Source organism: Eisenbergiella tayi, from assembly GCF_001881565.1.
GTDB lineage: Bacteria > Bacillota > Clostridia > Lachnospirales > Lachnospiraceae > Eisenbergiella > Eisenbergiella tayi.
The window spans coordinates 107,564-132,842 of sequence record NZ_MPDJ01000009.1; the positions used below are offsets into that span (position 1 = coordinate 107,564).

Annotated in this window: 24 protein-coding genes; 5 read left to right on the forward strand and 19 right to left on the reverse strand. The window is 46.9% G+C overall.

Translation table 11 applies throughout. The features are described from left to right. Positions 1–35: 35 nt before the first annotated feature. The 6 genes from BLA28_RS26530 to BLA28_RS26555 all read right to left on the reverse strand — a co-directional run bounded on the left by BLA28_RS26530 (position 36) and on the right by BLA28_RS26555 (position 5,746). On the reverse strand, positions 36–1,208 hold the full coding sequence (locus BLA28_RS26530) for a Gfo/Idh/MocA family protein (RefSeq protein WP_069157170.1): 1,173 nt from the start codon (positions 1,206–1,208) through the stop codon (positions 36–38). 35 nt (positions 1,209–1,243) lie between these two features. Further along, positions 1,244–1,957 carry an SDR family NAD(P)-dependent oxidoreductase gene (locus BLA28_RS26535; RefSeq protein ID WP_141702918.1) on the reverse strand — a complete coding sequence of 238 codons (714 nt, stop codon included), beginning with the start codon at positions 1,955–1,957 and terminating at the stop codon, positions 1,244–1,246. A gap of 50 nt (positions 1,958–2,007) precedes the next feature. Continuing rightward, complete coding sequence (locus BLA28_RS26540; protein WP_044965781.1) at positions 2,008–2,892, reverse strand: carbohydrate ABC transporter permease; 885 nt, start codon at positions 2,890–2,892, stop codon at positions 2,008–2,010. Positions 2,893–2,905: 13 nt separating this feature from the next. Then, a complete protein-coding gene (locus BLA28_RS26545; protein ID WP_044965780.1) occupies positions 2,906–3,757 on the reverse strand; it encodes a carbohydrate ABC transporter permease in 852 nt (283 codons plus the stop codon). A gap of 71 nt (positions 3,758–3,828) precedes the next feature. After that, positions 3,829–5,268, reverse strand: a complete 1,440-nt coding sequence (locus BLA28_RS26550) for an extracellular solute-binding protein (protein ID WP_169897309.1) — start codon at positions 5,266–5,268, stop codon at positions 3,829–3,831. Between the two features lie 25 nt (positions 5,269–5,293). Further along, positions 5,294–5,746 (reverse strand): VOC family protein, encoded by a 453-nt coding sequence (locus BLA28_RS26555; protein WP_069157167.1) that lies wholly within the window; start codon positions 5,744–5,746, stop codon positions 5,294–5,296. 357 nt (positions 5,747–6,103) lie between these two features. Between BLA28_RS26555 and BLA28_RS26560 the strand changes: the two genes are divergently transcribed. Continuing rightward, positions 6,104–6,979, forward strand: coding sequence for an AraC family transcriptional regulator (locus BLA28_RS26560; protein WP_069157166.1), 876 nt, complete (start codon positions 6,104–6,106; stop codon positions 6,977–6,979). Between the two features lie 47 nt (positions 6,980–7,026). Here the strand turns inward: BLA28_RS26560 and BLA28_RS26565 are convergent, their stop codons facing one another. Next, entirely contained in the window at positions 7,027–8,256 is a 1,230-nt protein-coding gene (locus tag BLA28_RS26565) for an ATP-binding protein (RefSeq protein WP_069157165.1), read from the reverse strand. A 133-nt stretch (positions 8,257–8,389) separates the two neighbouring features. Further along, positions 8,390–9,529: a Gfo/Idh/MocA family protein gene (locus BLA28_RS26570; protein ID WP_242880586.1), complete on the reverse strand. Its 1,140-nt coding sequence runs from the start codon at positions 9,527–9,529 to the stop codon at positions 8,390–8,392. 126 nt (positions 9,530–9,655) lie between these two features. Here BLA28_RS26570 and BLA28_RS26575 point away from each other — a divergent pair, with 126 nt between their 5' ends. After that, positions 9,656–10,519, forward strand: coding sequence for a helix-turn-helix domain-containing protein (locus BLA28_RS26575; RefSeq protein ID WP_069157164.1), 864 nt, complete (start codon positions 9,656–9,658; stop codon positions 10,517–10,519). Between the two features lie 47 nt (positions 10,520–10,566). On the opposite strand, the gene BLA28_RS26580 is transcribed toward BLA28_RS26575, so the two are convergent. The 4 genes from BLA28_RS26580 to BLA28_RS26595 form a co-directional block, all read right to left on the reverse strand. Further along, positions 10,567–11,442: a sensor histidine kinase gene (locus tag BLA28_RS26580; protein ID WP_069157163.1), complete on the reverse strand. Its 876-nt coding sequence runs from the start codon at positions 11,440–11,442 to the stop codon at positions 10,567–10,569. A gap of 80 nt (positions 11,443–11,522) precedes the next feature. Continuing rightward, complete coding sequence (locus BLA28_RS26585) at positions 11,523–12,329, reverse strand: ABC transporter permease (protein ID WP_069157162.1); 807 nt, start codon at positions 12,327–12,329, stop codon at positions 11,523–11,525. Continuing rightward, positions 12,322–13,233 carry an ABC transporter ATP-binding protein gene (locus tag BLA28_RS26590; protein ID WP_069153049.1) on the reverse strand — a complete coding sequence of 304 codons (912 nt, stop codon included), beginning with the start codon at positions 13,231–13,233 and terminating at the stop codon, positions 12,322–12,324. Before BLA28_RS26590 ends, BLA28_RS26585 begins: the two co-directional genes overlap by 8 nt. An 88-nt stretch (positions 13,234–13,321) precedes the next feature. Then, complete coding sequence (locus BLA28_RS26595; protein ID WP_081332685.1) at positions 13,322–13,993, reverse strand: response regulator transcription factor; 672 nt, start codon at positions 13,991–13,993, stop codon at positions 13,322–13,324. A 277-nt stretch (positions 13,994–14,270) separates the two neighbouring features. Between BLA28_RS26595 and vanR the strand changes: the two genes are divergently transcribed. Genes vanR through BLA28_RS26610 form a run of 3 tightly spaced genes read left to right on the forward strand, consistent with a single transcriptional unit; the run spans position 14,271 to position 17,182 of the window. Next, positions 14,271–14,966, forward strand: coding sequence for a VanR-ABDEGLN family response regulator transcription factor (vanR, locus tag BLA28_RS26600; protein WP_069157161.1), 696 nt, complete (start codon positions 14,271–14,273; stop codon positions 14,964–14,966). Continuing rightward, positions 14,956–16,092: a sensor histidine kinase gene (locus BLA28_RS26605; RefSeq protein WP_069157160.1), complete on the forward strand. Its 1,137-nt coding sequence runs from the start codon at positions 14,956–14,958 to the stop codon at positions 16,090–16,092. The genes vanR and BLA28_RS26605 overlap by 11 nt, the downstream gene beginning before the upstream one ends. A 46-nt stretch (positions 16,093–16,138) precedes the next feature. After that, positions 16,139–17,182 carry a D-alanyl-D-alanine carboxypeptidase family protein gene (locus BLA28_RS26610; protein ID WP_069157159.1) on the forward strand — a complete coding sequence of 348 codons (1,044 nt, stop codon included), beginning with the start codon at positions 16,139–16,141 and terminating at the stop codon, positions 17,180–17,182. Positions 17,183–17,266: 84 nt separating this feature from the next. Here BLA28_RS26610 and BLA28_RS26615 read toward each other — a convergent pair whose 3' ends face one another. The 7 genes from BLA28_RS26615 to BLA28_RS26645 all read right to left on the reverse strand — a co-directional run bounded on the left by BLA28_RS26615 (position 17,267) and on the right by BLA28_RS26645 (position 25,258). After that, positions 17,267–17,833 carry a hypothetical protein gene (locus tag BLA28_RS26615; RefSeq protein ID WP_009253322.1) on the reverse strand — a complete coding sequence of 189 codons (567 nt, stop codon included), beginning with the start codon at positions 17,831–17,833 and terminating at the stop codon, positions 17,267–17,269. Positions 17,834–17,864: 31 nt separating this feature from the next. After that, the gene (locus tag BLA28_RS26620) at positions 17,865–18,644 is read right to left on the reverse strand and encodes a creatininase family protein (protein WP_044972219.1); all 780 of its coding nucleotides are present in this window, start codon (positions 18,642–18,644) and stop codon (positions 17,865–17,867) included. 67 nt (positions 18,645–18,711) lie between these two features. After that, on the reverse strand, positions 18,712–19,536 hold the full coding sequence (locus tag BLA28_RS26625; protein WP_044972217.1) for an energy-coupling factor transporter transmembrane component T family protein: 825 nt from the start codon (positions 19,534–19,536) through the stop codon (positions 18,712–18,714). Then, positions 19,537–21,186 (reverse strand): ABC transporter ATP-binding protein, encoded by a 1,650-nt coding sequence (locus tag BLA28_RS26630; protein WP_069157158.1) that lies wholly within the window; start codon positions 21,184–21,186, stop codon positions 19,537–19,539. It abuts the gene before it with no gap. A 96-nt stretch (positions 21,187–21,282) separates the two neighbouring features. Next, the gene (locus BLA28_RS26635; protein WP_009253327.1) at positions 21,283–21,840 is read right to left on the reverse strand and encodes a phosphoribosyltransferase family protein; all 558 of its coding nucleotides are present in this window, start codon (positions 21,838–21,840) and stop codon (positions 21,283–21,285) included. Between the two features lie 399 nt (positions 21,841–22,239). After that, entirely contained in the window at positions 22,240–23,778 is a 1,539-nt protein-coding gene (locus BLA28_RS26640) for a sulfatase family protein (protein WP_141702917.1), read from the reverse strand. Beyond that, positions 23,744–25,258: an ABC transporter substrate-binding protein gene (locus BLA28_RS26645; RefSeq protein WP_069157156.1), complete on the reverse strand. Its 1,515-nt coding sequence runs from the start codon at positions 25,256–25,258 to the stop codon at positions 23,744–23,746. Before BLA28_RS26645 ends, BLA28_RS26640 begins: the two co-directional genes overlap by 35 nt. Positions 25,259–25,279: the final 21 nt, after the last annotated feature.

The following is a 25,279-nucleotide window of genomic DNA, read 5'->3' on the forward strand; positions in this document are numbered from 1 at the left end:
TTCATTTTGGCCTTTATTTATTTGCCGGGCCGTTTTTACGCTATTTTCCCCGGCTGTAAGCCCTTCTTTAATGGTGCAGGACGGCTGCACTCCGTACGCATATGATAAATTTCCCCGCTGCGGGCCGCCTGCATAATACCGTTGATGGCTTCCGTCACATGGACTGCCAGCTTTGCACCTGCGCGATTTTCTTCCCGGGATACAATGGCATATGCCAGATCCAGCACACCGGATCCCCTTGTATATTCGTCTGTTGAAGGATAGTATTCCTTCAGCATTTCTTCTGTCGGCATGCTGACAGAGGGCATTGTGTGTTCGGGCGGCAATACTTTATTCAGGATATCTTCTTTTCGGTTCCATACGGGCATTCCCTCAGACATATTAGGGTCGGGCACACAGAGAGTCCCCTCCTGCCCGTAGATTTCCATAAACGGAAGACCGGACTTCCAGATATCGAAGCTCACGGTAAGATTTACCAGCACCCCGTTTTTCATGCGCAGCAGCGCCGCATAATAGGTGGGTGTTTCCACCGGGAAAGCCTTCCCCTCAGAGCTGCCGCAGTAAGCCATCCGCTCACTGAACCCGGTACCGCTCACCGCCTGAATGCTTTCCACCGGCCCCAGCATCACCGCCAGCGCGGTCAGATAATAAGGTCCCATGTCATACAGCGGTCCCGCGCTGCTCCTGTAAAACTGGGCAGGCGACGGATGCCAGGTTTCCACACCATAGGACATCATATTCGCCGTAACATACAGGGGCTTCCCAATCACGCCCATATCCAGTAGATACCGGCTGCGGGACAAGCCGGCTCCTAAAAAGGTATCGGGGGCGCTTCCAATTTTCAGATTCTTTTTTTCAGCAAGCGCTTTCAATTCCGCAGCCTGCTCTGTCGTCAGGGCAAAGGGCTTTTCACAGAAAAGATGTTTCCCTGCTTCCAGTATCTGTTTGTTCAGTTCAAAATGGAATCTGGGAGGAGTAAGGTTAATGAGGATCTGAAGATCTTCCTTTTTAAGAAGAGCTTCCGGCAGGCCATATTCCGGAATATGGTATTTTTCCGCACATTCCTGAGCCTTCTCCATATCCACGTCACCGCAGGCTGCAAGCTCCAGTCTGACTCCGCCGCTCTCCTGATACAATTCCCTGATGTCTCTGATATATGTCTGGCTGATAACCCCGCATCCAATGATTCCCACTTTTATAACGTCCATTATATTCCTCCTCCCTTCTTTTCACAATCACCTTTTCAATACGGCATTGGCTCCCCTTTATAATTCATAAAAGGGACCGCCATGGGTTCCGTACCTTCCCTCAGGATCCTATAAATTCCTTCGGCCGATTCTGCTGCCGTTATCTGGGCATTTTCCGCCCCCATCAGCGTATCCATCCTGCCCGGATGAATCATATATATTCTGAAATGGTTTTCCGGACGTATTTCTTCCAGATAATTCTTCACTTTCTGCGTGAGCATATTCTGTGCATATTTAGAAACCGAATAAGCCAGATAATGATAGCCTCCTCCGTTCAGGTTTCCTGCCTCAGAGGTAATGCTTATGATGCAGGGCGTCTGTGAAGCATACAAAAAAGGAATAAAATATTTCAGGACGACGGCTTCTCCAGTCACGTTCACATCCAGGGTTTTCCGGAACAGGGAAATATCCATTTCACTGACAGGATCCCCTGTATCATATTTGCTCTCGAATAAAACCCCCGCGCAATGAATCAGGAAATCAATCTGCCCTTTTGCGGCCGAAAGCTCTTCGGCTGCTTTCTTTACCTGCTCTTCCTGTGTTACGTCCATAAACAAAAGCTGAAGCTTATCCCCAAATTCCGCTTTCAGCTCCTGCAGGGAGCCATTCATCTTCCTGCAGGTTCCAATTATTTCACAGCCCAGTTCAAGCCCTTTTTTGGCCAGCTCATATCCCAGCCCGCGGCCGGCCCCTGTAATCAATCCTATCATAATTTTTCCCCTTTGTATATCTGTAATTCTGTAAATCAGATCAAATAATATCAATAATCCGATTCTCCGAATTTGAATACCTTGAATAAAACGATAATAATCGCAAGCGCAATTACCAGAAGTATCCAGGCCTGAGCCGATGCATATCCCATCTTAAAATAGGTAAAGGCATTCTGATACAGATAAAGCGCATAAAACATTGTAGAATTATCCGGCCCTCCCAGGGTGATGATATAAGGCTCCGCGAACCACTGGAATACGCCGATAATCAAGGTCACCACATTATACAGTATCGTGGAACGAAGCAATGGTATGGTGATGGAAATTGTCTGTCTCAGGAAAGACGCGCCGTCAATAGACGCCGATTCATACAGGGATTCCGGAATATCCTGAAGTCCTGCAAGATAGATGATGATTGCATTGCCGCAGGTCCATATCATCATCAGTATAAACGCCGGTTTCGACCATCTGGGGCTGGAAAGCCAGCCGGGTCCGGTAATGCCGATATATCCAAGCAGACGGTTGATAATACCGGTTTCCGGCTGCATCACCCAGATCCAGAGAAGACAGGCTACTACCGTGGGAACCAGTGTGGGAATAAAAAACAATACCCTGAAAATTCCCGTATGCTTCAGGCTTTTATTATTCATCATTACGGATACACCCACCGCTATAAACGTTGTGATGGGAACGCCGAAGCACACCATATATGCGGTGTTCTTCAAAGCTTTGACGAAAACAGTATCTCCGAAAAGCGCCGCATAGTTCTCCATACCTATAAATTGCGGAGCACTGATTACCTTATAGTCGCAGAGAGAATAATAAAGCGAGGAAATAATCGGATACAATGTAAAAATAAGGAAGCCAATCAGCCATGGTGAAATAAACAAAAGTCCATATACCATTTCCCTCTTTTTCATAGATAATTTTTTCATACGAATTTCCCCCTTATCCCTTTATCCCGGACATGGTGATACCCTGGATAAAATACTTCTGCAGTATAAAGAACAGAACCAGAACCGGGCATACCATAACCACTCCCAGTGTCAGCAGCATGCTCCAGTTGGGATCCAGCTTCGATTTGAGCATGGATGCCGCCAGTGACAATGTATAAAGCTTGTCATTTCCCAAAAATACCAACGGCCCCAGGAAATCATTCCAGCTTCTTGTAAAGGCAAATATTGCAACCGTGGTCAGTGCCGGTTTTGCCATAGGCAGAATAAGCTGCCAGTAAATCCGGAATTCTCCCGCCCCGTCTATCTTTGCGGCTTCTGTCATTTCCTTCGGGATTCCCACAAAAAACTGCCGCAGGAGAAAGATAAAAAAGGGATTCCCAAAAAAGCAGGTAATTGTCAGCGGCAAAAAGGTCCCCACCCATTTCAGCTTGGTAAACAGCAGGAATAACGGGACTAATGTAACCTGATACGGCAGAATCATAGTTACCATAACTATCATAAACACCTTATCTCTTCCGGGCCAGTTCAGCCTTGCAAATCCATATGCCACAACCGAACAGGAAAGAAGGGAACCGATTATATTACAGACAACAATGATCATTGTATTTCTGAAATATGTAAAAAAGGGGATCGAGGTAAATAATTCCCTGTAATTTTTCAGTGAGAAACGGTCCGGAAGCCATTTGAACGGAACCCGAAAAAGCTCACTTTGTTCCTTAAAGGAACCCATCAGCAGAAAAAAGAAAGGCACCAGAAACAACATTGCAAATAATATCAAAACAGCATACATTACCACTTTTTTCAGAATACCCTTCCATGGGTACTTTCCAATTTTTTTATCCATATGCCTTACACTCCTTACGCCGTGCAGGCCCGGCCGACGGCTGCCGGCCGGTTTTCTGCATCGTTACCTGATTATTCTGCCTTATCAATTTCAGCCTGATATTTATCCTGAAGTTCCTGAAGGGCCTGCCTGATATCCGGTACCTTTCCGTAAATTACCGATTGCCTTAACGTACGGAATGCTTCTGAAAGCTCTGCGGATACGGAACAGAGTGCCGGTATTCCATTTTCAGACGAATTGGCGATTTTTCTCTCATACAGATACATTTCATCGCCCTCTTTTATCAGGGTTGTATTATCAAACTCGGCATCACTTGTGGGAATGGAACGCCACTGGGAAAAATTATCATCATTGACCTGCCCCTGAAGACAGAACTTAATGAAAAGAGCTGCCAGCTCCGGGTTCTTTGCCCCCTGAGGGATGGCAAAAACATTCACGCCGAAGGTGGTGCTTTCCGCACGTCCGCCTTCCGGCACCGGTACGGCACACACACGGTAAGGCACATCCGGTGCATAAATCTTAAGCGCATTGCTGAACCAGTTACCGGTGATCGTCATCCCTACCTTGCCTGTCATATAAGGGTGATCGGGAGAGAACATTCCTCCCAGTCCTGAGGTAAAGGTTGCAATTCTTTCCGGATTATATTTCTTTGCATATTCACTGATCCATTCCATGTATGTAACCATATGGTCATCCGTAAGATTCAGCTTGCCTGTGGTCTGATCGTAAGGCGTATTTCCAAATATGTAGGGGACGACAAAAGCGTCGTCTCCGCTGTCAAGCCAGGGCACAAGACCGAATCTCGCATAGCTTCCGTCATCATTCTGAACGGTCATGGCTTCCGACCACTGATTCAGCTCCTCCAGGGTTTTCGGCGGATTGTCCGGATCCAGCCCGCACTCTTCAGCGATATCAGGGTTATAATACAACAGGATAACATTGGCATCCTGAGGGATCAGATAAGCGCTGTCTTTATAATAAATAATATCCTTGCAGCCCTCAAAGAAGCTGTCCACACTGATGCCGACCTCCTTCAGGTATTCATCCATGGCCATAAAGCTGCCGTTTGCCGCGTACTGGTAAGAGGAGGTGGCATTGTCACATATAATTAAATCCGGCGCCGTGCCTCCCGCAATTGCAGAAAGAAGCTTCCCGTTATTAATACCTGCCCCGTCCGGCACAAACTGCACATTGCAGTGAATTCCCTTATCCGCATACAGTTCATTAAACAAATCCACCCTGCTTTGATCCCATGTGGCAGAATCTCCGGTAAACGCCGACCAATAAGTGAATTCTCCCGTGAGATCCGTATCCTCCGCCACGAGCCCTTCCGCATCGATATCCGCCCTGGCATGCTCCACTTCACCGCCGCCCTGTTTGGATTCTTCCTGTGCCTGTTCCGGTGCATTGGAAGCCGCACCGCTGCTGTCCGCAGCAGTTTGCCCGCATCCTGCGGCTCCTGCCGCAAGCATACAGAAAGTCAACAGCAGCGCCAATCCTTTTCGTTTCATAGAACTCTCCTCCTTATTCTTCTGTTCATCCTTCCGGTTCATATTTTACCTGGATGTAAACTCCCGTTTTCTCCGCACTGTCAAACACCGTATAGTTTCCCCCTTCGTATTCTCCATAATGACGAACAGGCATTCCGTTTTCCTCAAAATATTTTACTGCCCGGTCCCTGTCATCCGTCATAAAAGCAATATGATGCACTCCCGGCCCTTTTTTATCCAGAAAATCTTTCCAGGAACTTGGCTTGTCATCCGGTTCCGTAATCTCAAGCACCACCTGCCCCAAATCAAATACCGCCAGCCTTGCCCTTGTGGCAGTCGGTTTCCCCTGGAACATGGTATGAGCCTGTGATTCCTCCGGTACGGAAAAAATATCGGGTACAGGCACTCCAAACAGCTTTGCGTATTCCTGAATCGTTTCTTCCAGATTATCAACTACCAGAGCAACCTGACAGATTGATTTTCCATCCAATACTTTCATAAATGGTTTCCTCCCTAAAATGTTTGTTTAACTGGCCAGTTCTTTTTGGTAAATTCATCATAGCAACAGTTATGCTGCCCTGCTAATCACAATTCGTTTTTTGACTGCTTACTTTTTGTCATCTTGACAGCAACATGTTGATCCGAAGAGCCGATTATGCTTCAATGATAGGGCCATATTGGCATTATCCACTGCCTCTCTCTTGTTTTTTCCGTCTTTTTTTATATTTATCTGCTGTCAGTTTCGGAATTAACACCATAACCATTCATATGCGATATCAATTTTTACCCACCCCGGATTTACGCATGCCGGGTAAGATTATTTCCATTATAAAATCACCAGAAAGGAGTATGACTCATGTCATCCAATACAAAAGGAAACTTTGAAAATTTAGCCTTCGATCATGGTTTTTCCATAAATATATCTTATAATAACTGCCCCTCCTCCTTTCCCGTTCATTGGCATAATTATGCAGAAATGGTATTTCTAATCGGAAAGGAAATCACGTATACCGTAAATGGGAAAGAACATCAGCTGCACCAGGGAGATTTCCTTTTTATCTGGCCCGGAGAGCTTCATGCCGTCCTTCCCAATCAACAGCCCGATATTCTGATCTGCCAGTTTAACTCCCTGCTGCTGGATACCATAAAAATGCTGCTGAAAAGCAATTATATGCTTCTTCGGGATCTCCGCCTCATCTCCCACCTTGAATGCCCCAAAATATGCGAAACCATGGCCTCGCATCTTTACATAATAAAAAAAATATGCCGTAAAAAGGGAAAGCATAATTCACTCAGCGATATGCACATGTGCATTGAACTTTTTAAATTATTCACCACACTCTGCTCTTTTTTGATAGAAGAATCAGATAAAAAAGTATTCAATGGTTCCGTACAGGCAAACGAAGCCACACAAAAAATAATCGCGGCATGCAATTATATCAGCAATAATTGCAGCCGCGATATCAGTCTGGAGGACGCCGCCTCCTATGTTGGTTTCAGTAAATACTATTTTTCAAGGCTGTTCCGGGAATACACCGGCGTTTCCTTTGTTGATTATGTTGCCGAGCAAAGGCTTCATTATGCGGAGGTTCTCCTGGGCAATCCCCAGCTTAATATTACCGATGCCGCCTTGCAGGCTGGCTTTGGAAGCATTTCTACCTTCAACCGGATATTTAAACAAAAAAAGGGATGTACCCCTTCCGAATTCAGGGCTCTTTTCCAGGGGAAATGAACAGCCGGTGTTATGCTTCATCAAACACCGGCTGCTTATTCTCCTGATTAAATTAAGGATATGGGGACAATGAGGTTATCTTTATCAAAGGCTCCCAATTTTTCAGACAGGCAGAGTACAGCGCCAATACCTCTCTGCATAGAAGACTTCTCTATTACTGAAAAATTACTGATCATTTTCTTTTCCGGAGTTGCCGTTTTCTTTATTTCAATGGGATGCAGTTGGCCATCACCTTCCATCAAAAGATCAATTTCCTTTGCATCTTTATCACGATAATAGTAAAGATAAGGTTCCTTTCCCACATTTTGATAGCTTTTTTGGATTTCACTCACCGTATAGTTTTCGAGTAAAGCACCGTTCATCGCACCGCTCATTGCCGTTTCAGCACTGCTCCATTTAGTCAGGTAACAAACAAGACCTGTATCATAAAAATATATTTTGGGTGTCTTCACAGTACGTTTTAACACATTATTCGAGTATGGATGCAGATAGAAAATAATCCCCAATGTTTCCAGAATACGCAGCCAGCTTTTTACTGTAGCCTGATCCATATCACAGTCGTCAGCAATCCCTTTGTAATTAACCATTTGGGAGGTTCTGGCCGCAACAGCTGTTATAAAATTCAAAAACTTCAGCGAATCAATGCTGCCTGCCAAATCCTTTACATCCCTTTCCAGATAAGTATTGATATAACTGGAATAAAAGATACTGCGCTCCTGATATTTTTTACTCACCAAGGCAGGCATTCCGCCTAAAAAGATACGGTCAAAAATTTGCGGAGCCAAAGCAGGCCGAACGACTTGCTGACGCTTTGAAAGTACATCTATATCCAGGGAAAAGGCCCCAGCCTGTCCGCTGTATATTTCTTGTTGGGAAAGAGGAGAAAGATGGAGGAGCGCAACCCGTCCGGCCAAGGACTCCTGAACACCATCCATCAGTTTAAATAACTGAGAGCCCGTCATCCAAAAATCCCCTGCACGCTGATCTCTGTCTGCATAAATTTTAATATAAGTAAACAATTCCGGAGCATACTGTATTTCGTCAATTAAAATAGGAGGCTGATGAATCTGGAAAAACATCGCGGGATCCGTTTTGGCCAATGCACGATCATTCAGATCATCTAATGAAACATAATTTCTGTTTCGCCCTTCCAGAACAATAAGTTTCTGAAGCATGGTAGTTTTACCAACCTGTCGGGGACCTGTTACCAAAATCGCAGGATATTGCTTATTTAATTCAAGAATGATTCCCTCCATATTGCGTTTAATATATTCCACTTAAATACTCCTTTCGGCTATTATAGACACCAATCTAATTTTAGCCGAAAATTATAAAATTAGCAAGCAAAACATATACGTACAAACGTACAAAAGCATATGTTTTGCTTATTGCCCGCTATCATCCTCCATACTACCATTCATCAAACACCGGCACAACAACCTCCGCTCCATCCTGCATAGCCGACAAATGGGCACAGATCCCGGCAGCCGTAATATTCGCCCCCAGGACTTCATCAATTGCCGCCTTCCGATTCTCCAGTATACTGGAGACAAATTCATGCACCAGATGCGGATGGGACCCATGATGCCCGCCCGCCGCACCGGAAATCAGTGATTCCTGCGGATTCAGCGGATCATAATTACCTCCCACCGTATGTTTCCGGATTTCCTCCGGCAGCATACTATAATAATTAGGCATTACCGTCTCCCTCACCACAGTGGTTCCCCCGCGTTTCCCGTCCGCCGCCTTCACAGCCGTTGTAATGATCGGATTATCCCCATCAGAAAAACCCCACTCAAAGCTGGCGTCACTTCCATAAACAAACATCCCCTCCTGATAAACCCTGGCCGTTTCAAACAGAGTCCGCGTAGCTTCCCCTTTCAGCCCGTTTTCAAAGGAAAAAATAGCGCTCTCCACCGGATAAGGATTCCCATATTGTTCCTCCATCCCTTCCTCCAACGTACCCGAACCAAAACAATGCACCTTACATATCCGCGCTCCCGCCATAGCCCTCATAGGCGCTATGGCATGAGTTCCATACCACATGGGAGGCAGCCCCAGCCAATAAGAAGGCCAGTTCGCCATATCCTGATAATGAGACCCCCGCAGGAACTGTATTTTACCAAATTCCCCCTTCATAAGCATTTCCCTTGCATAAAAAAACTGCCTCGTATAAAGCGTAGTCTCCATCATCATATAATTTTTCCCGCTTCGCTTCACCGCCTCCGTAATTTCCCTGATTTCCTCCAGAGAAACCGCCATGGGTACCGTACACGCGCAATGCTTTCCCGCATTCAAAACCGCTGCCGTCTGTTTTGCATGAAGAGGAATCGGAGTCACCAGATGAACCGCATCCACTTCCTCATCCTCCAGGATTTCCTCAAAACTATGATACAGCCTTTCTATCCCGTGCGCCCTGGCAAACTCCTCCATAACGCTGCTGTCCGTATCAAAAATCCCGATACTCCCCACTCCCGGATGATCCTTATAAATCGGGACAAAAGCCCCTCCGAACCCCAGACCCACAAGAACAATATTCAGCTTTTTCATTGCAATCTCCTTTCCGAGCATCCGGCCCATAACCCATCCGCTCCCATCCATTCCATAAAAGATATCTTTCACCTTCCCAGTATAAAGATCCTCCTGCCTTACGTCCATTGACAAAAGGGAAACAAAATGTATATTATGGAATTACGAAAACCGGAGGTAACTGCCATGCCCACCTACACCCTTGGCTGTCAAAGACAGATCAGCGCCGCAAATTACATATACTACGCCGATGGCTGCCCCCATCCCGACAGAATTATGCAGGAGCACGATTTTGTATATATGATAAATGGAGAATGGGAAATCCTTCAGAACGAAGTCCCCTTTACAGCAATGAATGACGACGTGTTTATCCTTCATGCGGACCAGCACCACTCCGGCAATAAAAACTGCACCCCCGGCACCCGCACCATATACTTTCATATCTCCTGCTCTCCACAGGATTCTTTCATCGGCAATGCACCCTTCCCCGGGTCCACATTACCGCCCTTAATCCACTGCAGCAGCTTCCCCCGCGTCAAGCTGCTCTTTCAGGAACTCATTTCCGTCCGCCTCTCCCCATCCCCAAACAAGGACAGGAAAATAAATGCCCTATTTGATTTACTACTCCTGGAACTCCAGGACTCCTGCGCCCAAAATTCACACACACAAGACACCCTCCTGACCCAGGCCATCACACTGACCGCCCAGAACCCCCAAAAATTTTACAAAACAGCCGACATGGCTCTCATCCTCGGCGTCTGCCCAAAAACACTCAACCAGCGCTTCCGGGAAGCCTACGCAAAAACCTTCTACCAATACCAAATGGAAGAAAAAATCCACCTGGTCCAACAATTCCTGCTAGACTACCCCGACTCCAAGCTCCAGACCGTAGCCCTCAACTTCGGCTTTTACGACGAATTCCACCTCAACAAAATCTTCAAAAAACACACCGGAACCCCACCCGGCCTATACCGCAAAACCCTCACAGCAAACACCCTCCGCCCCCATTAACCCATACACCCCTCCGTCCCACACTACCCCAGGGATAAACGCATCCGTCACAGAAAATAAAGGGCAACCACCAGGCACCCCTCATGAACGGACGCACTGACGCTTCCTCCCATTTTTTCCATCAGTCCCTTCACACTGGCAAGCCCCAGCCCGGCCCCTCCCGTATGCCTGGAAGGATCCGCCCGGTAAAAACGCTGAAACAGCCTTTCCGTATCCAGTTCCTCCGGATGTTCCACCGGATTGACAAAATAAATGGCTTTCCCCTCCTGCCGGATCACCAGCCTGCCGCTGCCATACCGAAGCGCATTCTGAATCAGATTGGAGAAAATACGCCGCAGCGCCTCCGCAGATGCCTGAACTTTCCCTCCTTCCTCCTGAAAATACAGTTCCGGCTCCACACCGGCTTCCGTCAGCTTATGATAAAATCCCGCCAGCACATCACACAGCGCAGGAAACGGAGCAATTTCCTCACATTCAATTTGATACTCCTCATTGGACAGCTTCGTAAATAAAAAAAGCTCCTCCAGCAGCCCCTCCAAATCCTCCAGCCTGCGGCGGACAATGGCTATGTAGTTTTTCTGCATATCCATATCCGATATATTTTCCAGAAGCTGCAGATATCCCGCCGCTCCTGTGAGCGGAGTACGGATATCATGAGAGACACAGGATATGGTGAATTTCAGTTCCCTGCTCATACTTTCCTGGCGGATGCGCGCCTGCTGCCCTCTTTCCAGCCGTTCGTTCACCGCCCGGCAGCAATTCAGGAAAGCGCGGCTGCGCACACTGGTGCCCAACCGCAGATTGCTGTATTCGTCGGTTTGTGTAAGCTGCTCCGCCCATTCCTTCAGCTGTCTGTCATAACTCCACAGCCGAAGGACTGACACAAAAAGCAAAACCCCCATTATCACAATTCCTATTCCCATACTGCCTCCTCATTCCCATCTTTTCTTATAATGGTTCAGATTGCTCTGAACCATTACCCTTTCCTTCCGGAATACAAGCCTTAAACATCCTTTTTATATAAGGCAAAAAGACTCAGGGCCGACCAGATTGCCAGCCAGACTGCGGTAACCGCCATGGCTCCTCCTACCGGACTGCCGGAATTAATATTTTCCGTCACTGCCTGCACACTGCCGTACAGTGTCTTGTATACAATAGAAATCCCCCAGTTACCAAGCAGCGCCTCCAGCATAACCGGCACAATCCCTCCGGCCAGCACAATCGCCGCCGCAATCCCGCCGCCTTCACTGCGCAGCCATACACTCAGGAAAATCCCCTGTGCGGAAAATGCCACTCCAATAAACAAATACTCCAGAAATACTCTAAGGTATTCAGTCAGATCGCTTCTCGCAAAATCCATACCGCAGACAATACAGCATAACCGAAAGATAAAGAAGCTTCCCAGAATCCACAATGCACACACGATAGTCATACACAGAAGCTTACTGACATAATAACACCACCGGCCTCCGTAAAATGAAAATATATTTTTGGCAAAGCCGCTGCTGTAATCGTTGCAGACAAACAATACCACTATAATATACAAAGCCACAAAAATAAAACTGCCGCTGTAAATGGTAGTACACAGGGCCTGCGTTTCCGTAAGGGAACGGATAGCATTAAAATCGGTCTGATCGTCTGATGTAATCTCCACCCCCGCATCAATCGCCTGCTGACGCAGCTCCGGGTCTGTTACCGTACGCAGGGTAATAATCGAAATCAGGATACCGGCCGACAGGCAGAGAAACGCTATAAACATCATTTTCGCCCGGAACATCCGGCGCAGATCCATACGCAGCATATTAAGCATTTTCCCCACCTCCCATCATTTCCACGAAGTATTCTTCCAGATCCCTCCGGTGCAGATACAGTTCCCGAACCACAATTCCGTTTCCCGTAAGCGTCCTGCTCACCTGATCGCTCTCACAGCTGTCATAAATAAGCAGCTGTCCCTCAGGCCTTGCCTCATAATGGGTAATTCCCAGCCCCTGTTCCAGGCACACCGCCGCTTCCTTCGGCTTATCCACTCTTACATGCAGATAGTCCCGGCAGTTTTCTTCCAGCTCCTGTGCTGTGATTTCCTGTACCATTCTGCCGTCTCGGATCACGCCGTAACGGGTTGCCAGCTTGCTCAGTTCACCCAGGATATGGGAACTCAGCAAAATGGTAATTCCCCTTTCCTGATTCAGCTTTTTCAGAAGCATGCGCACCTCAGACATTCCTTCCGGATCCAGTCCATTGATGGGCTCATCCAGGATCAGAAGATCCGGATTTCCCAATAGCGCCATGGCGATTCCAAGACGCTGCTTCATACCCATGGAAAACTGCTTTGTTTTCTTCTTGCCGGTATCTGCAATCCCTGTCAGCCGGAGCAGCTCCTGTACCTTTTCTTTTCCATCCACAAGCCCCAGACAGGCCGCCTTCAGCATCATATTTTCCCGTGCGCTCATATTCGGGTAAATCCCGGGGCTTTCCACCAGAATACCGGTTCTTTTTCTGGAAATGCTGTCACTGACCGGCTTTCCGAAGATAGAGATTTCTCCCGAAGTAGGCGCTGCCAGGGAACACAGCATCTTCAATGCCGTCGATTTTCCCGCGCCGTTCTTTCCTATAAATCCATAAATGTCGCCCTCATGGACACACATGGACAGATTATCCACAGCCCTCTTCTGTCCGTAAACCTTACAGAGCGCTTTTGTCTGTACTACTTCCATTATGTGAGTACCTCCTTGCTTTGATAGATTCAGTATCGCAGAAAGAAGCAGAGAAATCGCAAAGAAATATTTAAGAAAGTGTTAATTGCTATTCCGTCATCTTAAACCCGATTCCCCAAACAGTCTGAATATAGTCCTGCGCACCGCCGGCACGCAGCTTTGCCCGGATATTACTCACATGTACATTTATCGTCTTATCTTCTATAAATGCATCCTGCTGCCACACCGCTTCATAAATCTCCTGCTTCGTGAAAACCTTTTTGGGATGCCGCATCAAAAGCTCCACGATTCCCAGTTCATGAGCCGTCAGCTCGACAGCCTTCCCTCCTGCCTTCAGGACCCGCGCATCCTGATCAATCACCCAATCCTTAAATATAAGCTCCTTTTCCCCCGCCATACTCCCTCTGTGCCGAAGCTGCACCTGAATCCGCACCCAAAGCTCTTCCAGCTCAAAGGGCTTGGTAAGATAATCATCCGCCCCTCCCCCAAGAACCTCCACCTTATCCTCCAGCGCATTCTTAGCCGTCAGCACAATTACCGGGATCCTGCTGTTCTCCCTTATCTGCCGAATCAATTCCTCCCCCGAAAGCCCCGGCAGCATCAAATCAAGAAGCAGAAGATCAAATTCCTTCATCTGCCACAAAAGCCTCCCCTCGGTCCCCGAAAAAGCCTGCTCCACCCCGCATCCCTTCCCCCTCAGGAATTCCGCCGTCATATTATTAATATCCGTATCATCCTCAACTACCAAAATACGAACCATTTTATTCATCCTCCTGTCATCCTTTTGCTTCCTCATAAATACTACTTGATATCGACCTCTTTCGCAACGGATTTTGTATTTTTCCTTCTGGTCGGATAAATTTTCCTGTCCTGCGCTTCGTGTCCGCATCAGACAGCCAGTCCGGCAGCCGCCGTGAAGCACAGGATGAGGTGATTTAAAGCAAATTATGAAAATCTTAATATTTTGTAAGGAAAACCATTACAAACACCCATTCATTTTCTGTTATGATAGGATATGTCAACAGGAGGAAATCTTTATGAGGGAAAAAATACTTGTCGTAGATGACGAACAGGAAATTGCAGATCTGGTCGCCCTGTATCTGCAGGGCGAAAGCTTCGAGGTCTTTTCATTCTATTCTGCCGCGGAAGCGCTGGAATGTATCCGCAGGGAATCCCTGGATATGGCAATACTGGATGTAATGATGCCTGAAATGGATGGGTTCCAGCTATGCAGGATCATCCGGGAACAATATACCTATCCGGTTATCATGCTCACCGCCAAGGGAGAGGAAATTGATAAAATAACCGGCCTTACCCTGGGGGCTGACGACTATATCACCAAGCCCTTCCGCCCGCTGGAGCTGGTAGCCCGGGTAAAAGCCCAGCTGCGGCGCTATAAGCATTACAATTCCGGATCCGGTATGACTGATGACATCATTTCCTGCTCCGGCCTGTCACTGAATGTGAAAACTCACGAATGTACCCTGAACGAAAGGCCGCTCACTCTTACACCCACAGAATTTTCCATACTCTGCATCCTTTGCAGCCATAAGGGAAATGTGGTGAGTGCAGAGGAACTTTTCCATCAGGTCTGGGGAGATGAATATTTCAACAAAAGCAACAATACAATTACCGTCCATATCCGGCATCTGCGGGAAAAAATGGGCGATTCCTTTGAGGAGCCAAAATATATTAAGACGGTCTGGGGGTGCGGATATAAAATTGAAGCATAAATTCTCTTTTTACTTAAAACTTATTGTATCTATTTGTGCAGGCCTTCTTTTCTGCCTGCTGCTCTATTACCTGGTGGACACCATTTGGAACGGCGCTGTCCTGGACTGGTTTGACAAAAATTATATGCATACCAGAAGCGCTGTCCTTAATGAAACCGGTCAGGAGGGCTTCATCCGGGAACCCAACTGGTATCAGCTGAAGAATCTGATGCTGCGTGTACTCAGCTTCACCGTAAGCCTGTGGATTCTCTCTGTCTATCTCATTTCAAGGTTATATGCCTCACGGAAGGAACAGACGGCGCTGCACAAAACCGGTGATATGATCCGCCTTTGTATGACCCAGGATAATGATATCTCCTATATTTTTCCGGAAGAATATGCAGGAATTTCGGCGCAGATCATGCAGATCAAATCCCAGATGCTCCGGCACGAGCAGATTCTGAAGGAGGAAGCCGCTCGTAAGAATGACCTGATTACCTATCTTGCCCATGATCTGAAAACACCGCTGACCTCTGTCATCGGTTATCTCAGCCTTCTGGATGAAGCCCCGGACATGCCTGCCGAACAGAAGGCCAGATATACGCATATCGCACTGGACAAGGCCAACCGGCTGGAAAAGCTGATCAACGAATTTTTCGAAATCACCCGGTATAACCTTCAGCAAATTGTACTGGAAAAGGAACAGGTAGACCTTTATTACCTTCTCGTACAGCTGACCGATGAATTTTATCCCGCGCTGACCGCCCATGGCAATACGGTACAGCTGTCGGTTGACGAAAACTGTACCGTATACGGGGATCCGGAAAAGCTGGCAAGAGTATTTAATAACCTGCTGAAAAATGCGATTTATTACAGTTACCCGGATACCCCTATTGAAATCACTGCGGAATACGGAACCGACCAAATCATCATCCTTATCCGCAATCAGGGTAAAACGATTTCTAAACAGCAGCTCACTTCCATTTTTGATAAATTCTTCCGTCTGGACGATGCCCGGACCACAAACACAGGCGGCGCCGGACTGGGACTTGCTATCGCACGGGAGATTGTTACCCTGCATGGCGGCTCTATCACGGCAGAAAGTGCAGAGGAGCTCACTACGTTCCGGGTAGTGCTTCCTTTATGAGCAAGCGGTTTTTCCGGTAAGACATTTTAGAAAGGCAGGATACTTTATGAAAACGGGATCAAACACAAATAAGGAAAGAATGCGGGCGCAAAGACTCAGGAAACAGCGCAGGCGCAGACGGCGTATCCGGCGTTTGTGCACGGTACTTATCATACTTATGATCGCAGGTCTTACCGTATTCATCTCCGGCAGGATTCTTCTGGGGCAGGAAAATAAAGACATTATTTCCGGTTATACCGCAGCCTCCGAACCTGCAGAAGCTGAATCTGAATCCGAAGAGCCATCCCTGTCGGTGGATGTGGAGAAGCTCTACAGTCCTTATTGTATCCTGGAGCAGCTGGACACCGGCGAAATTCTGGCATCCCGGCAGAAGGGCACGCGGATTTATCCGGCCTCTCTCACTAAAATCATGACAGCCATACTCGCGATCGAAAATACGCCGGATCTGGATCAGACGATTCCGCTGCCTGATGCCCTTTTCTCCTCCCTCTATGTCCAAAATGCTTCCATGGCCGGTTTTCAGCCCGGGGAGGAAGCAAGCGGAAGGGATCTGCTTTATGGCATCCTGCTGCCCTCCGGCGCGGAATGCTGTCTTGCTTTTGCCGATAACATCGCAGGCTCGGAGCGGGATTTCGTGGGAATGATGAACCGCAAGGCCGATCAGCTGGGCATGGAAAACACACATTTCTGCAATTCCACCGGGCTTCATGATGAGAATCACTACTCTACGGCAGAAGATATCGCCGTATTGCTGCGCTATGCGTTAAATAATGAAGAATTCCGAAAAGTATTTACCGCCAGCCGCTACAGCACTTCTCCCAGCGCCTTACATCCTGACGGCTTTACCTTTTACAGTTCCATGTTCCAATATATGGAAACGGCACAGTTTCCCGGCGGGGAAATCCTGGGCGGGAAAACCGGTTATACCAGTGAGGCCGGCCTGTGCCTGGCAAGCCTTGCACGGATTGGAGATACCGAATACATTCTCGTTACCGCCGGAGCTGCCGGTGATCATCAGACAAAGCCCTATCATATCCTGGATGCTGAGTCCGTATACAGCCAGATCGGGAACCGTTCGGACCCCCATTAAAAGAAGGGCCGCTTCCGGCAGATAACTGCCGGGAAGCGGCCCTTCCTGGTTACGCGTAAGTTTTTCTTTTCCTAACCCGGTCTTTTAGATATAAGGCACGATATTTCTGATGTTTTTCATTCTCTTGGCAAGCAGCAGGACAACGAAAGGTGTCAGAGCGATCGGCACTACATCCGCAATACCAATCCAGATGACACAGTAGGTATATTCCAGACCTGTGAAATAGGAAAGGGAAATGCTGGTGGTCAGGATCATCAGGATACCGAACAGGATACTCCAGAACAGGCTGACAGCAATGAATTTACCCTTGTTGGCAGTAAGCTCCAGCAGATCCTTCTTTCCATTGCGAAGATGAATCAGGGCAGGCAGGGCTGCGGAAAGGCCTACGGTGATACCATCTGCAAGAGGGGAATGCAGAGGAATAAAGTTTCCGGAAAGCAGCGCCCATACAATAGTTCCGATATATCCGGCAAAGAAGCCGGTTACGGGTCCGAAAAGATATCCGATAACTACAATAATAAATGCAAATGTTCTGAAATGAACCGCACCCGGGATCAGCGGGATAGGACACAGATAAGCCCAAAGGACACCTGTCAGAACACCAAATACAACAAAGAAAATGATGTTAACAAATGAAAATTTTTTAGTCACTTTTTTCTCCTCCTCATTCGTGGCTGATTGATTAATAGCTGATTTCAGCTATTTCGTGTAATATATCAAGAAGCTTCTTGCACGCGTAATCAAAAAGCTTATGACCCTTTTCGGCTGTGGCAAAGGTAGGGGCGCCGATAACGCCGCTGTTTGTCACATCCTTCGTTTTCCAGCCCGCATTGATGGGGCCGAATACGGTTACATATTTCTCTCCCTTGAAGCAGTCCGCGGGCTCTTCATCCACAGCCAGCTCCATATGTACGGTTTCAGGCCTCGCCGCAAGCATCAGGGAAGTTTCCAGCTCACAGGCATGGAAAACGCCGTACTTGCCGGACTGCTGCAGATCCTTCAGGCCGTCATTCCAGAACGGTGTAAACCACCAGTCAAATACAAATACATCCAGGCCCAGATCAATACGCAGGTCACGGCTGATCATGTTCAGCATATCCGTATTGCCGCCATGGCTGTTGAAAAGAACCAGTTTTTTGAAGCCGCTGGCTGATATGGCGGCTGCGATGTCATGAAGCAGGGAATAGTAGGTCTGTGTTCCAAATGTAATGGTTCCTGCAAAGCCCATATGCTCATTGCTCTTCCCCACATTCAGCTGAGGGGCAAAAATCAGATTACCCTCTTCAAATTCACATTCATTTACCATCTTGTCCACCAGAGTGGAAAGAATGATAGCGTCCGTTCCCACCGGCAGATGTGCGCCGTGCTGCTCCGTAGCGGATGTGGGTAAAAGGACAATAGATTTGTCCTTATCCAGCGCTGCGATTTCATCTCTCGTCAGGTTTTCCCATTTTTTAATCATACATCCTCCGTTCTGCTGCCTCCGGCAGCGTGCTTTTGTTGATTATAAGGCTGACTGCCAGCCGTTGTCATACAGGAATATAGAAATACATACGAAGAACAATCGTAATCGCAATTGCAGCTGCATTGGCCGCCACAAACCAGGCATCGTAAGCCGTCGCTTTTATCGCCTTATAGGCGGTACGGCGGACAGAGAAATTCAGCTGATAATAGTGCATCGCCAGGGATATCGCCTGTCCCTTGCTGATAACGCGGAACAGAAGCGGCAGGGAAAAGGTCACATAATTCTTAACCTTGGTCGCCCATCCGCAGTCTTCAATCTCAAGCCCTCTGGAGCTCTGAGCCTCCATAATAGCATTCAGCTCCGTAATAATCATAGGTATGATCTGGAAAATCAGGCCGATACCGAATGCAAGCGCATAAGAAATCTTCCACTTCTGAAGCCCCAATATGATTTCACTGAAGTTAGTGGTCAGAAGCACCGTATAAAAAGAGGAAATCATCAGGAAGATACGCAGGGCGTACACAGCGCCCTTATAAAGATCATACCAGTCAAAACAGATAGAAATGCCCTGACCGTTAAAAAAGGGCATCACTGTTTCAAAAAAGATAGGGCCGCCCTGTACCGCGGGCGTTTCAAAAAGTCCCAGAATCAGCCACAGCAGAAAAATAAAAGCGAGAAGCACTTTCAATTTACCGGCCAGTACGAGGATATACTTCTGAATCCGGCAGGTACACCACATGGCAATAAAAAAAGCAAACAGAAAAAGCAAAGCCACTCCCGACTTGATGACACTGGTCAGAATCGCCATAACCAGGAAAAACAAAAATTTGGTTCTGGGATCCAGCCTGTGCAGCAGGGAGTCCGCGTCTACATACTGTAAATAATCCATTTATACATTCCTTTCCACTATCTTTGCCGCAAACTCTTCCACACTGTAACAGATTTCATCCAGACCCAGAGCCTTGGAAAGCAGAACTACCGGCGGCAGCTGGATATTGATATGGTCAAAGATGTCATCCCTGCGGGCCAGCGACTCTTTGGAGCCCTCAAAAATCTTTTCTCCCTGGTTCAGTATGATGGCTTCATCCACTGTTTTGAACACCAGAGGGATTTCATGGCTGATCATAATAACGGTTTTTCCTTCCGCAGACAGCTTCTTGATCATATCTGCCAGCTCCTTTATCAGGAAACCGTCCATACCCAGGGTAGGCTCATCCAGAATGATCACATCCGCACTGGAAAACAATACGGAAAGGATCGTCAGCATGTGCTTTTTCCCCATAGACAGATTCAGGGGGAAGGTTTCCCGATCCTCTTCCAGATGATAAGACTTCAGCACCTCCGTCAGCTGTTCTTCCGAAAAAGGCACCTGCTGCATACGGGCACAGAAGGTAAGCTCCCTTTCCACGGTCTCCTCAAAAAGCATATGCTCCGGATGCTGGAACACCAGGATGATATTCTTGGAAACCTGGGCAACCGTCTTTTTGATAATGGATTCCCCTTTATAGCGCACATCCCCTTCCGTGGGCTTGTGCAGGCCGTTCAAATGCTTTACAAAGGTGGTTTTTCCTGACCCGTTCTGTCCCAAAACTGCAACCACCTTACCCTTTGCCACATTGGCATTCACATCGATCAGGGCATGGAAGCCGTCGCTAAAGGTTTTGCCCAGATTATGAACGGTAATCACCAGCTCCTTTTCCTCTTCCTGCACCTGCGTATTCGTAAATTCCCTGACAGGAATCAGCTTTTCCAGCTGCTTTTGTCCTTCCTCCACCGTGTAGAAAAGCTCCAGCTGAGGGAAGCTTTTGGACAGTTCCCTGTATATTTCCACTTCCTGGGGAATGATAACTCCCAGTCTCTCCTGCAATGCAAAATCCTTGAAAAAATCATCCCTGGTACCGTCAAAAACAACTTCTCCGTCCAGCAGGCCGATCACATGATCCACAATTCCCGCAGACCATACCAGGTTATTATCCACAAGCACCGTTGTATTTCCGTTGATACTCAGCTGTCCCAGGATACTCTGCACCATTTTCTTGCCGTTGGGATCCAGAGAGCTGACCGGCTCATCCATGATGAGGATATCCGGATCCATGGCCAGTACGGAAGCAATACATACAGACTGGCGCTGTCCGCCGGAAAGGTTTGCCACACTTCGGTTTCTCAGATACTGAAGGTTCAGCAGATCCAGAACGTACTCCATGCGCTCCATGATTTCTTCCTGGGGAAGGCCCAGGTTTTCCATTCCGAAGGCAATCGCGTCTTCCACACCATAGCCGAACAGCTGGTTCTCCGGAGACTGGCTCACCACGCTGACAAAGGTTCCCTCCGGTACGTCAAAGCTCCCCTGAAGCTCCCCGTTTCCGATAAGCTTGGGAATGACCTGGCTGAATATCTGCACCAGAGTGGATTTTCCGCATCCGCTTGGCCCCACAATCGCCGTAACCTTTCCCTTTTCTATGGAAAAGTTCACCTTTTTAAGGACTTCTTTTCCATCGGGAGTATATTTATAACTGATATCGTTAACTACGTAATTCACTTGATTTTCTCCTCAATTTTCCGGTTCCTTTCCATCGGTCCGCATACCGAAGCGTCCGGTTCTTCCGGCAGGCCTGTACTTTGCCGGAGATGTCTTTTATCTGGATGCGGTTACCGGAAATACCGGGAAGGATTCCAGATAGATGATATCCTTACGCTTCGCAGCATCTCCTTCCGCCAATATGGCAGCCTTGCCCGCCACCTTTCCGCCGGCTTTTTCCACCAGGGATTCCATGGCCTTCAAAGATTCTCCCGTACTGATAACATCATCCACAATGAGGATTTTCTTTCCCCGGATCATATTGCTCTCTTCCCTGTCCAGACAGAGGATCTGTTTTTTCTGTGTAGTGATGGAATATACCTCCGTCACAAAGGGATCTATCATGTAAGGCTTGACGCTCTTTCTTGCGACAAAATAGCGTTTCATATCCAGAATACGTGCCATTTCCTGAATGAGCGGAATACCCTTTGCCTCGGCAGTGATCAGATAATCCACCTCAGGCACTTTTTTTACCAGCTCCGCCGCCGCCTTTACAACAAGCTCCGCATCTCCCAAAAGGACAAAACTGGCAATTTCCATGCTGTCGGTGATACGGATACGGGGCAGTCTTCTGATGCAGCCGGCGATATTCATCTCATAGTACTTATTCTCCATAATGAACCCTCCATATAATTTGTTATAAAACGCACAGTCATTTTCGACACCTTGTTTTCCCTGTGCTTTGTATTGTTTTCCTGCCTGTTACATCGTAAGACAACAGTTACTCACAATACAATATCATTCAAATTATGCACCAAATCCGTTGGCTTGTCACTAAAAAATTAATAAATATTTAAGAATTGTTTATTTATATATAACTTTTTCCCTTTACGGCATTTTTGTTGTTCAACTTTCATTTTCCTTACGTATTTTACATTCTGCTTACATTTCCTTCTACGTATAAGTTGTATAAATTACTTCAGGAGTTTATGGCAATGCGGCTGAAAAAAGCAGACAGCCTGTTTCTTTCCCTGTCGGGATTAAAATTGCTGTCTGCCCTTTGTTTTTATGTTTCTAATTCATACCAAAATCATGGATACCGCCGGATAAGTCAAACTGATGAATACGGAAACGTGGCCGCTCCTTATAAGAAAAGCTCTTCATTTGCATTTTATCTTTGGCAGAAAGCAATCCTTCTCTACCACAGAAATCCAGATTCCGTTTTCTCATTTGTTTCATGATTTGTTCTTCTTTTATATTATACAAGACAAGCTCTTCCGGATCTTCTATCAGATGAAATAGCTGCTCCTTTCCCCCATTCGCCATATAAATATATTTCCAGTCTCCCTGACGGATCATTGTTTTGAATTGTGGAGTACCCGGACGTCCATAGCAGGCAAAAAGAGTTTCCCGCTCTCTTTCTTTTCCTGCCAGTACATTCAGAATAGAGTGCCCATCTCTGATTTGCGGGTTTCCGGCTGCCTGCGTTGCAATTCCGAATAAATCTGTAAGACAAACAAGCTGTCTTTCCTTCCTGCCGCCCTCCAGCTTCCATTCTGCAGATCCTGCTGGCCAGCTTAAAAGAAAGGGAATATGACATGATTGTTCAAAATAGCTTTCCTTCTGCCATGCATGGTGATCTCCCAAATGATCCCCATGATCTGAGAAAAAACAAATCAGCGTATTTTCACTGTCTTCTCTTGCCTCTACCGCATCCAGTATTCTGCCGATACAAGTATCAATATATGTTATTTCCCCATAATATCTTGATTTCACGTTTCTGGCGGCAAAATCATTCAATTCATCCGCCCATATCAAATAGTTCATCCAAAGTATCTGTTCATCCATAAAATCAATCTCAGGCTTTCCTCTCAGAGGGTTGGCAATGGAATCCGGATTATACATACGATTAAAAGGAACCGGCGGTGCACAGGGAGGATGAGGGCCGATAAATGATACAAAGCCGAAATATGGCTTATCCTTCACAGTCTTCAATTGTTCAATCACTCTGTCTGCAACAAAGCTTTCTACCGTTAGTTCTGCCGGCAGGGGACTTACCTGAGGCACATAGTACATATTAGTTCTTTCCCCATGAAGCTGTTCTATATGATTATATTCCGGATGTTCCTTTCTGATAAAGCTATAATAGGCATCATTTGCCCTATCTTCCGGACACTCCCATAATTCCTCCGTATTCAGCTGCAGGTCATAGCCCAGATCTTCTTTAAATTCCGGAACGGTATGGAACTTTCCAATACCGAAAGTATAATAGCCTTCTTTCCTCATTGCAGTGGCCAGATAATCTCCGCACCTGTCCTGCATCTCTTCCGGCAGTCCGTCCATGGCTTGGGGCATCTCATTCTGGTAACAGCCGGTCAGAGCCGGCTCCCGGCCGGTTCTGACCGTATATCTGGCAGGGACACATACCGGACAGGTTGAATAGGCATTTTCAAATACAAGGCCTCTCTTTACCAGACGATCTATATTGGGTGTAAATATCTCCTGATTTCCCAGCGCCCTGATACAATCATAACGGAACTGATCACACATAATATACAGTATATTGGGTTTTCTCATATTATTGTTCCACAATGCCATAATTGTTTTCTTCACTCCAACCGTTTGTTTCCTTCAGTCGTTCTGCCATATCCTTCAGGGAGTTCTGAAGTTCCTTCAGATATTCTTCCAGACTGATATCATCTCCGATATAAAGCTGCCCAAAAAGGACACTGTCCTCAAAGAATGTCTGATCCACCGCCGGTCCGTAAAGATTCATCTTTACAGTCCTTCCTTCCGGTGCCCAGCCATCCAGACTGTCGGTAACCGGTTCTGCTGATGTAGGCATTTTATACATCAGCTCCGCCATCAGTTCCATAGCCTTGGGTGATCCCAGGAAGCGTAGGAAATCCTCAGCTGCTTCCAGTTCTTCCCCTTCAACATTGGAAGGAATACAATAAACTTCCGTAACTGCCGCTCCCATTTCATAAACAGCTTCGCATGCATATGGCGTATCTTCTTTTGTCAAATACGGGAAGGTGAAAACACCGTACGCAAAATCTGCACCCATATCTGTCATATTCTTGGATGTTCCGGGCATTCCCAACATCATAGCCGCATCCTGTCTGATAAACATCTGTTCCGCAGTAGTATAATCTATCGCATTATATCCTTCCGCCCAGTACTGGCTCCATTCCTTCAAAAGCGGAAACACATCACTGAAAGGGGCTTTTTCAATATTGATAATATCTAAATCTATCCCTCGGACAATTTCGCTCGTTTCAATACTGTCACTGCCGTTTACATCCAGTTCCGGAAGCAGTCCCTCTACTACCTGATAAGTAAGCAGCCTTTCCGCCCAGTTATAAATATTATCCGCCGGTTTGGAATTCGGTACTGCAAAAGGAGCATATCCCGCCTCCTTCAATTTCTTCTGGACATCCAGGAACTCACTCCAGGTTTCCGGAATGTCTGATACTCCTGCCTTTGAAAACATATCCTTATTGTAGAAAACCTTCACAATATCCATGTAATTACAAGTACTGTAATAATCCTTGGATATGGCCTGCATCTGACTGATTACAGCAGGTGCATAGAATTCTTTCCAGCTCGGCGTATCTGTATAAGGATTCGGCGCTTCCATCAGATCATTGATATTCCTTATCAGCCCTTTATTATAGTCATCTGTCGCCCATGACAGTTTTGACTGGAATACCTCCGGGGCCGTTCCTCCCGTCAGCTGCATGGTAAGCCACGTTCTCTGGTTTGCCCAGTCAAGCGGAACCGGTTCAATTTCAACATTGGGCTGTATTTCATTATAGGCTGCCAAAATTTCTTCCCAGGCTGCCTTATTATCATCAGAATCCATCGTTCCTGTCGCAAATCTTATTTTTATTTTATGATCCGGAGCAAAATCATCCGTTTCCGCAGACTGGTTGTCAGCAGTACTTTCCGCTTCAACAGCAGCATCTGTCGGAACTGCTTCCGGTGTTTCCAAAGTATCCTCCTTTTCTTTCGAACCGCATCCGCTTAAAATCATTGTCGCAGTCAGAAGTATTCCCACCAGTCCAGCCAGTTTTTTCTTATAATTTTTCATAAGCTTCTCCTTATTAATATA

Bases quoted from the DNA above. Each gene is read 5' to 3' on its own strand.
- BLA28_RS26545 (WP_044965780.1), bottom strand. From the start codon at position 3,757: ATGGATAAAAAAATTGGAAAGTACCCATGGAAGGGTATTCTGAAAAAA.
- BLA28_RS26555 (WP_069157167.1), bottom strand. From the start codon at position 5,746: ATGAAAGTATTGGATGGAAAATCAATCTGTCAGGTTGCTCTGGTAGTT.
- BLA28_RS26625 (WP_044972217.1), bottom strand. From the start codon at position 19,536: ATGGATTATTTACAGTATGTAGACGCGGACTCCCTGCTGCACAGGCTG.
- BLA28_RS26585 (WP_069157162.1), bottom strand. From the start codon at position 12,329: ATGCTTAATATGCTGCGTATGGATCTGCGCCGGATGTTCCGGGCGAAA.
- BLA28_RS26590 (WP_069153049.1), bottom strand. From the start codon at position 13,233: ATGGAAGTAGTACAGACAAAAGCGCTCTGTAAGGTTTACGGACAGAAG.
- BLA28_RS26575 (WP_069157164.1), top strand. From the start codon at position 9,656: ATGTATATTATGGAATTACGAAAACCGGAGGTAACTGCCATGCCCACC.
- BLA28_RS26535 (WP_141702918.1), bottom strand. From the start codon at position 1,957: ATGATAGGATTGATTACAGGGGCCGGCCGCGGGCTGGGATATGAGCTG.
- BLA28_RS26580 (WP_069157163.1), bottom strand. From the start codon at position 11,442: ATGGGAATAGGAATTGTGATAATGGGGGTTTTGCTTTTTGTGTCAGTC.
- BLA28_RS26560 (WP_069157166.1), top strand. From the start codon at position 6,104: ATGTCATCCAATACAAAAGGAAACTTTGAAAATTTAGCCTTCGATCAT.
- BLA28_RS26610 (WP_069157159.1), top strand. From the start codon at position 16,139: ATGAAAACGGGATCAAACACAAATAAGGAAAGAATGCGGGCGCAAAGA.
- BLA28_RS26645 (WP_069157156.1), bottom strand. From the start codon at position 25,258: ATGAAAAATTATAAGAAAAAACTGGCTGGACTGGTGGGAATACTTCTG.
- vanR (WP_069157161.1), top strand. From the start codon at position 14,271: ATGAGGGAAAAAATACTTGTCGTAGATGACGAACAGGAAATTGCAGAT.
- BLA28_RS26540 (WP_044965781.1), bottom strand. From the start codon at position 2,892: ATGAAAAAATTATCTATGAAAAAGAGGGAAATGGTATATGGACTTTTG.
- BLA28_RS26530 (WP_069157170.1), bottom strand. From the start codon at position 1,208: ATGGACGTTATAAAAGTGGGAATCATTGGATGCGGGGTTATCAGCCAG.
- BLA28_RS26635 (WP_009253327.1), bottom strand. From the start codon at position 21,840: ATGGAGAATAAGTACTATGAGATGAATATCGCCGGCTGCATCAGAAGA.
- BLA28_RS26550 (WP_169897309.1), bottom strand. From the start codon at position 5,268: ATGAAACGAAAAGGATTGGCGCTGCTGTTGACTTTCTGTATGCTTGCG.
- BLA28_RS26620 (WP_044972219.1), bottom strand. From the start codon at position 18,644: ATGATTAAAAAATGGGAAAACCTGACGAGAGATGAAATCGCAGCGCTG.
- BLA28_RS26595 (WP_081332685.1), bottom strand. From the start codon at position 13,993: ATGGTTCGTATTTTGGTAGTTGAGGATGATACGGATATTAATAATATG.
- BLA28_RS26570 (WP_242880586.1), bottom strand. From the start codon at position 9,529: ATGAAAAAGCTGAATATTGTTCTTGTGGGTCTGGGGTTCGGAGGGGCT.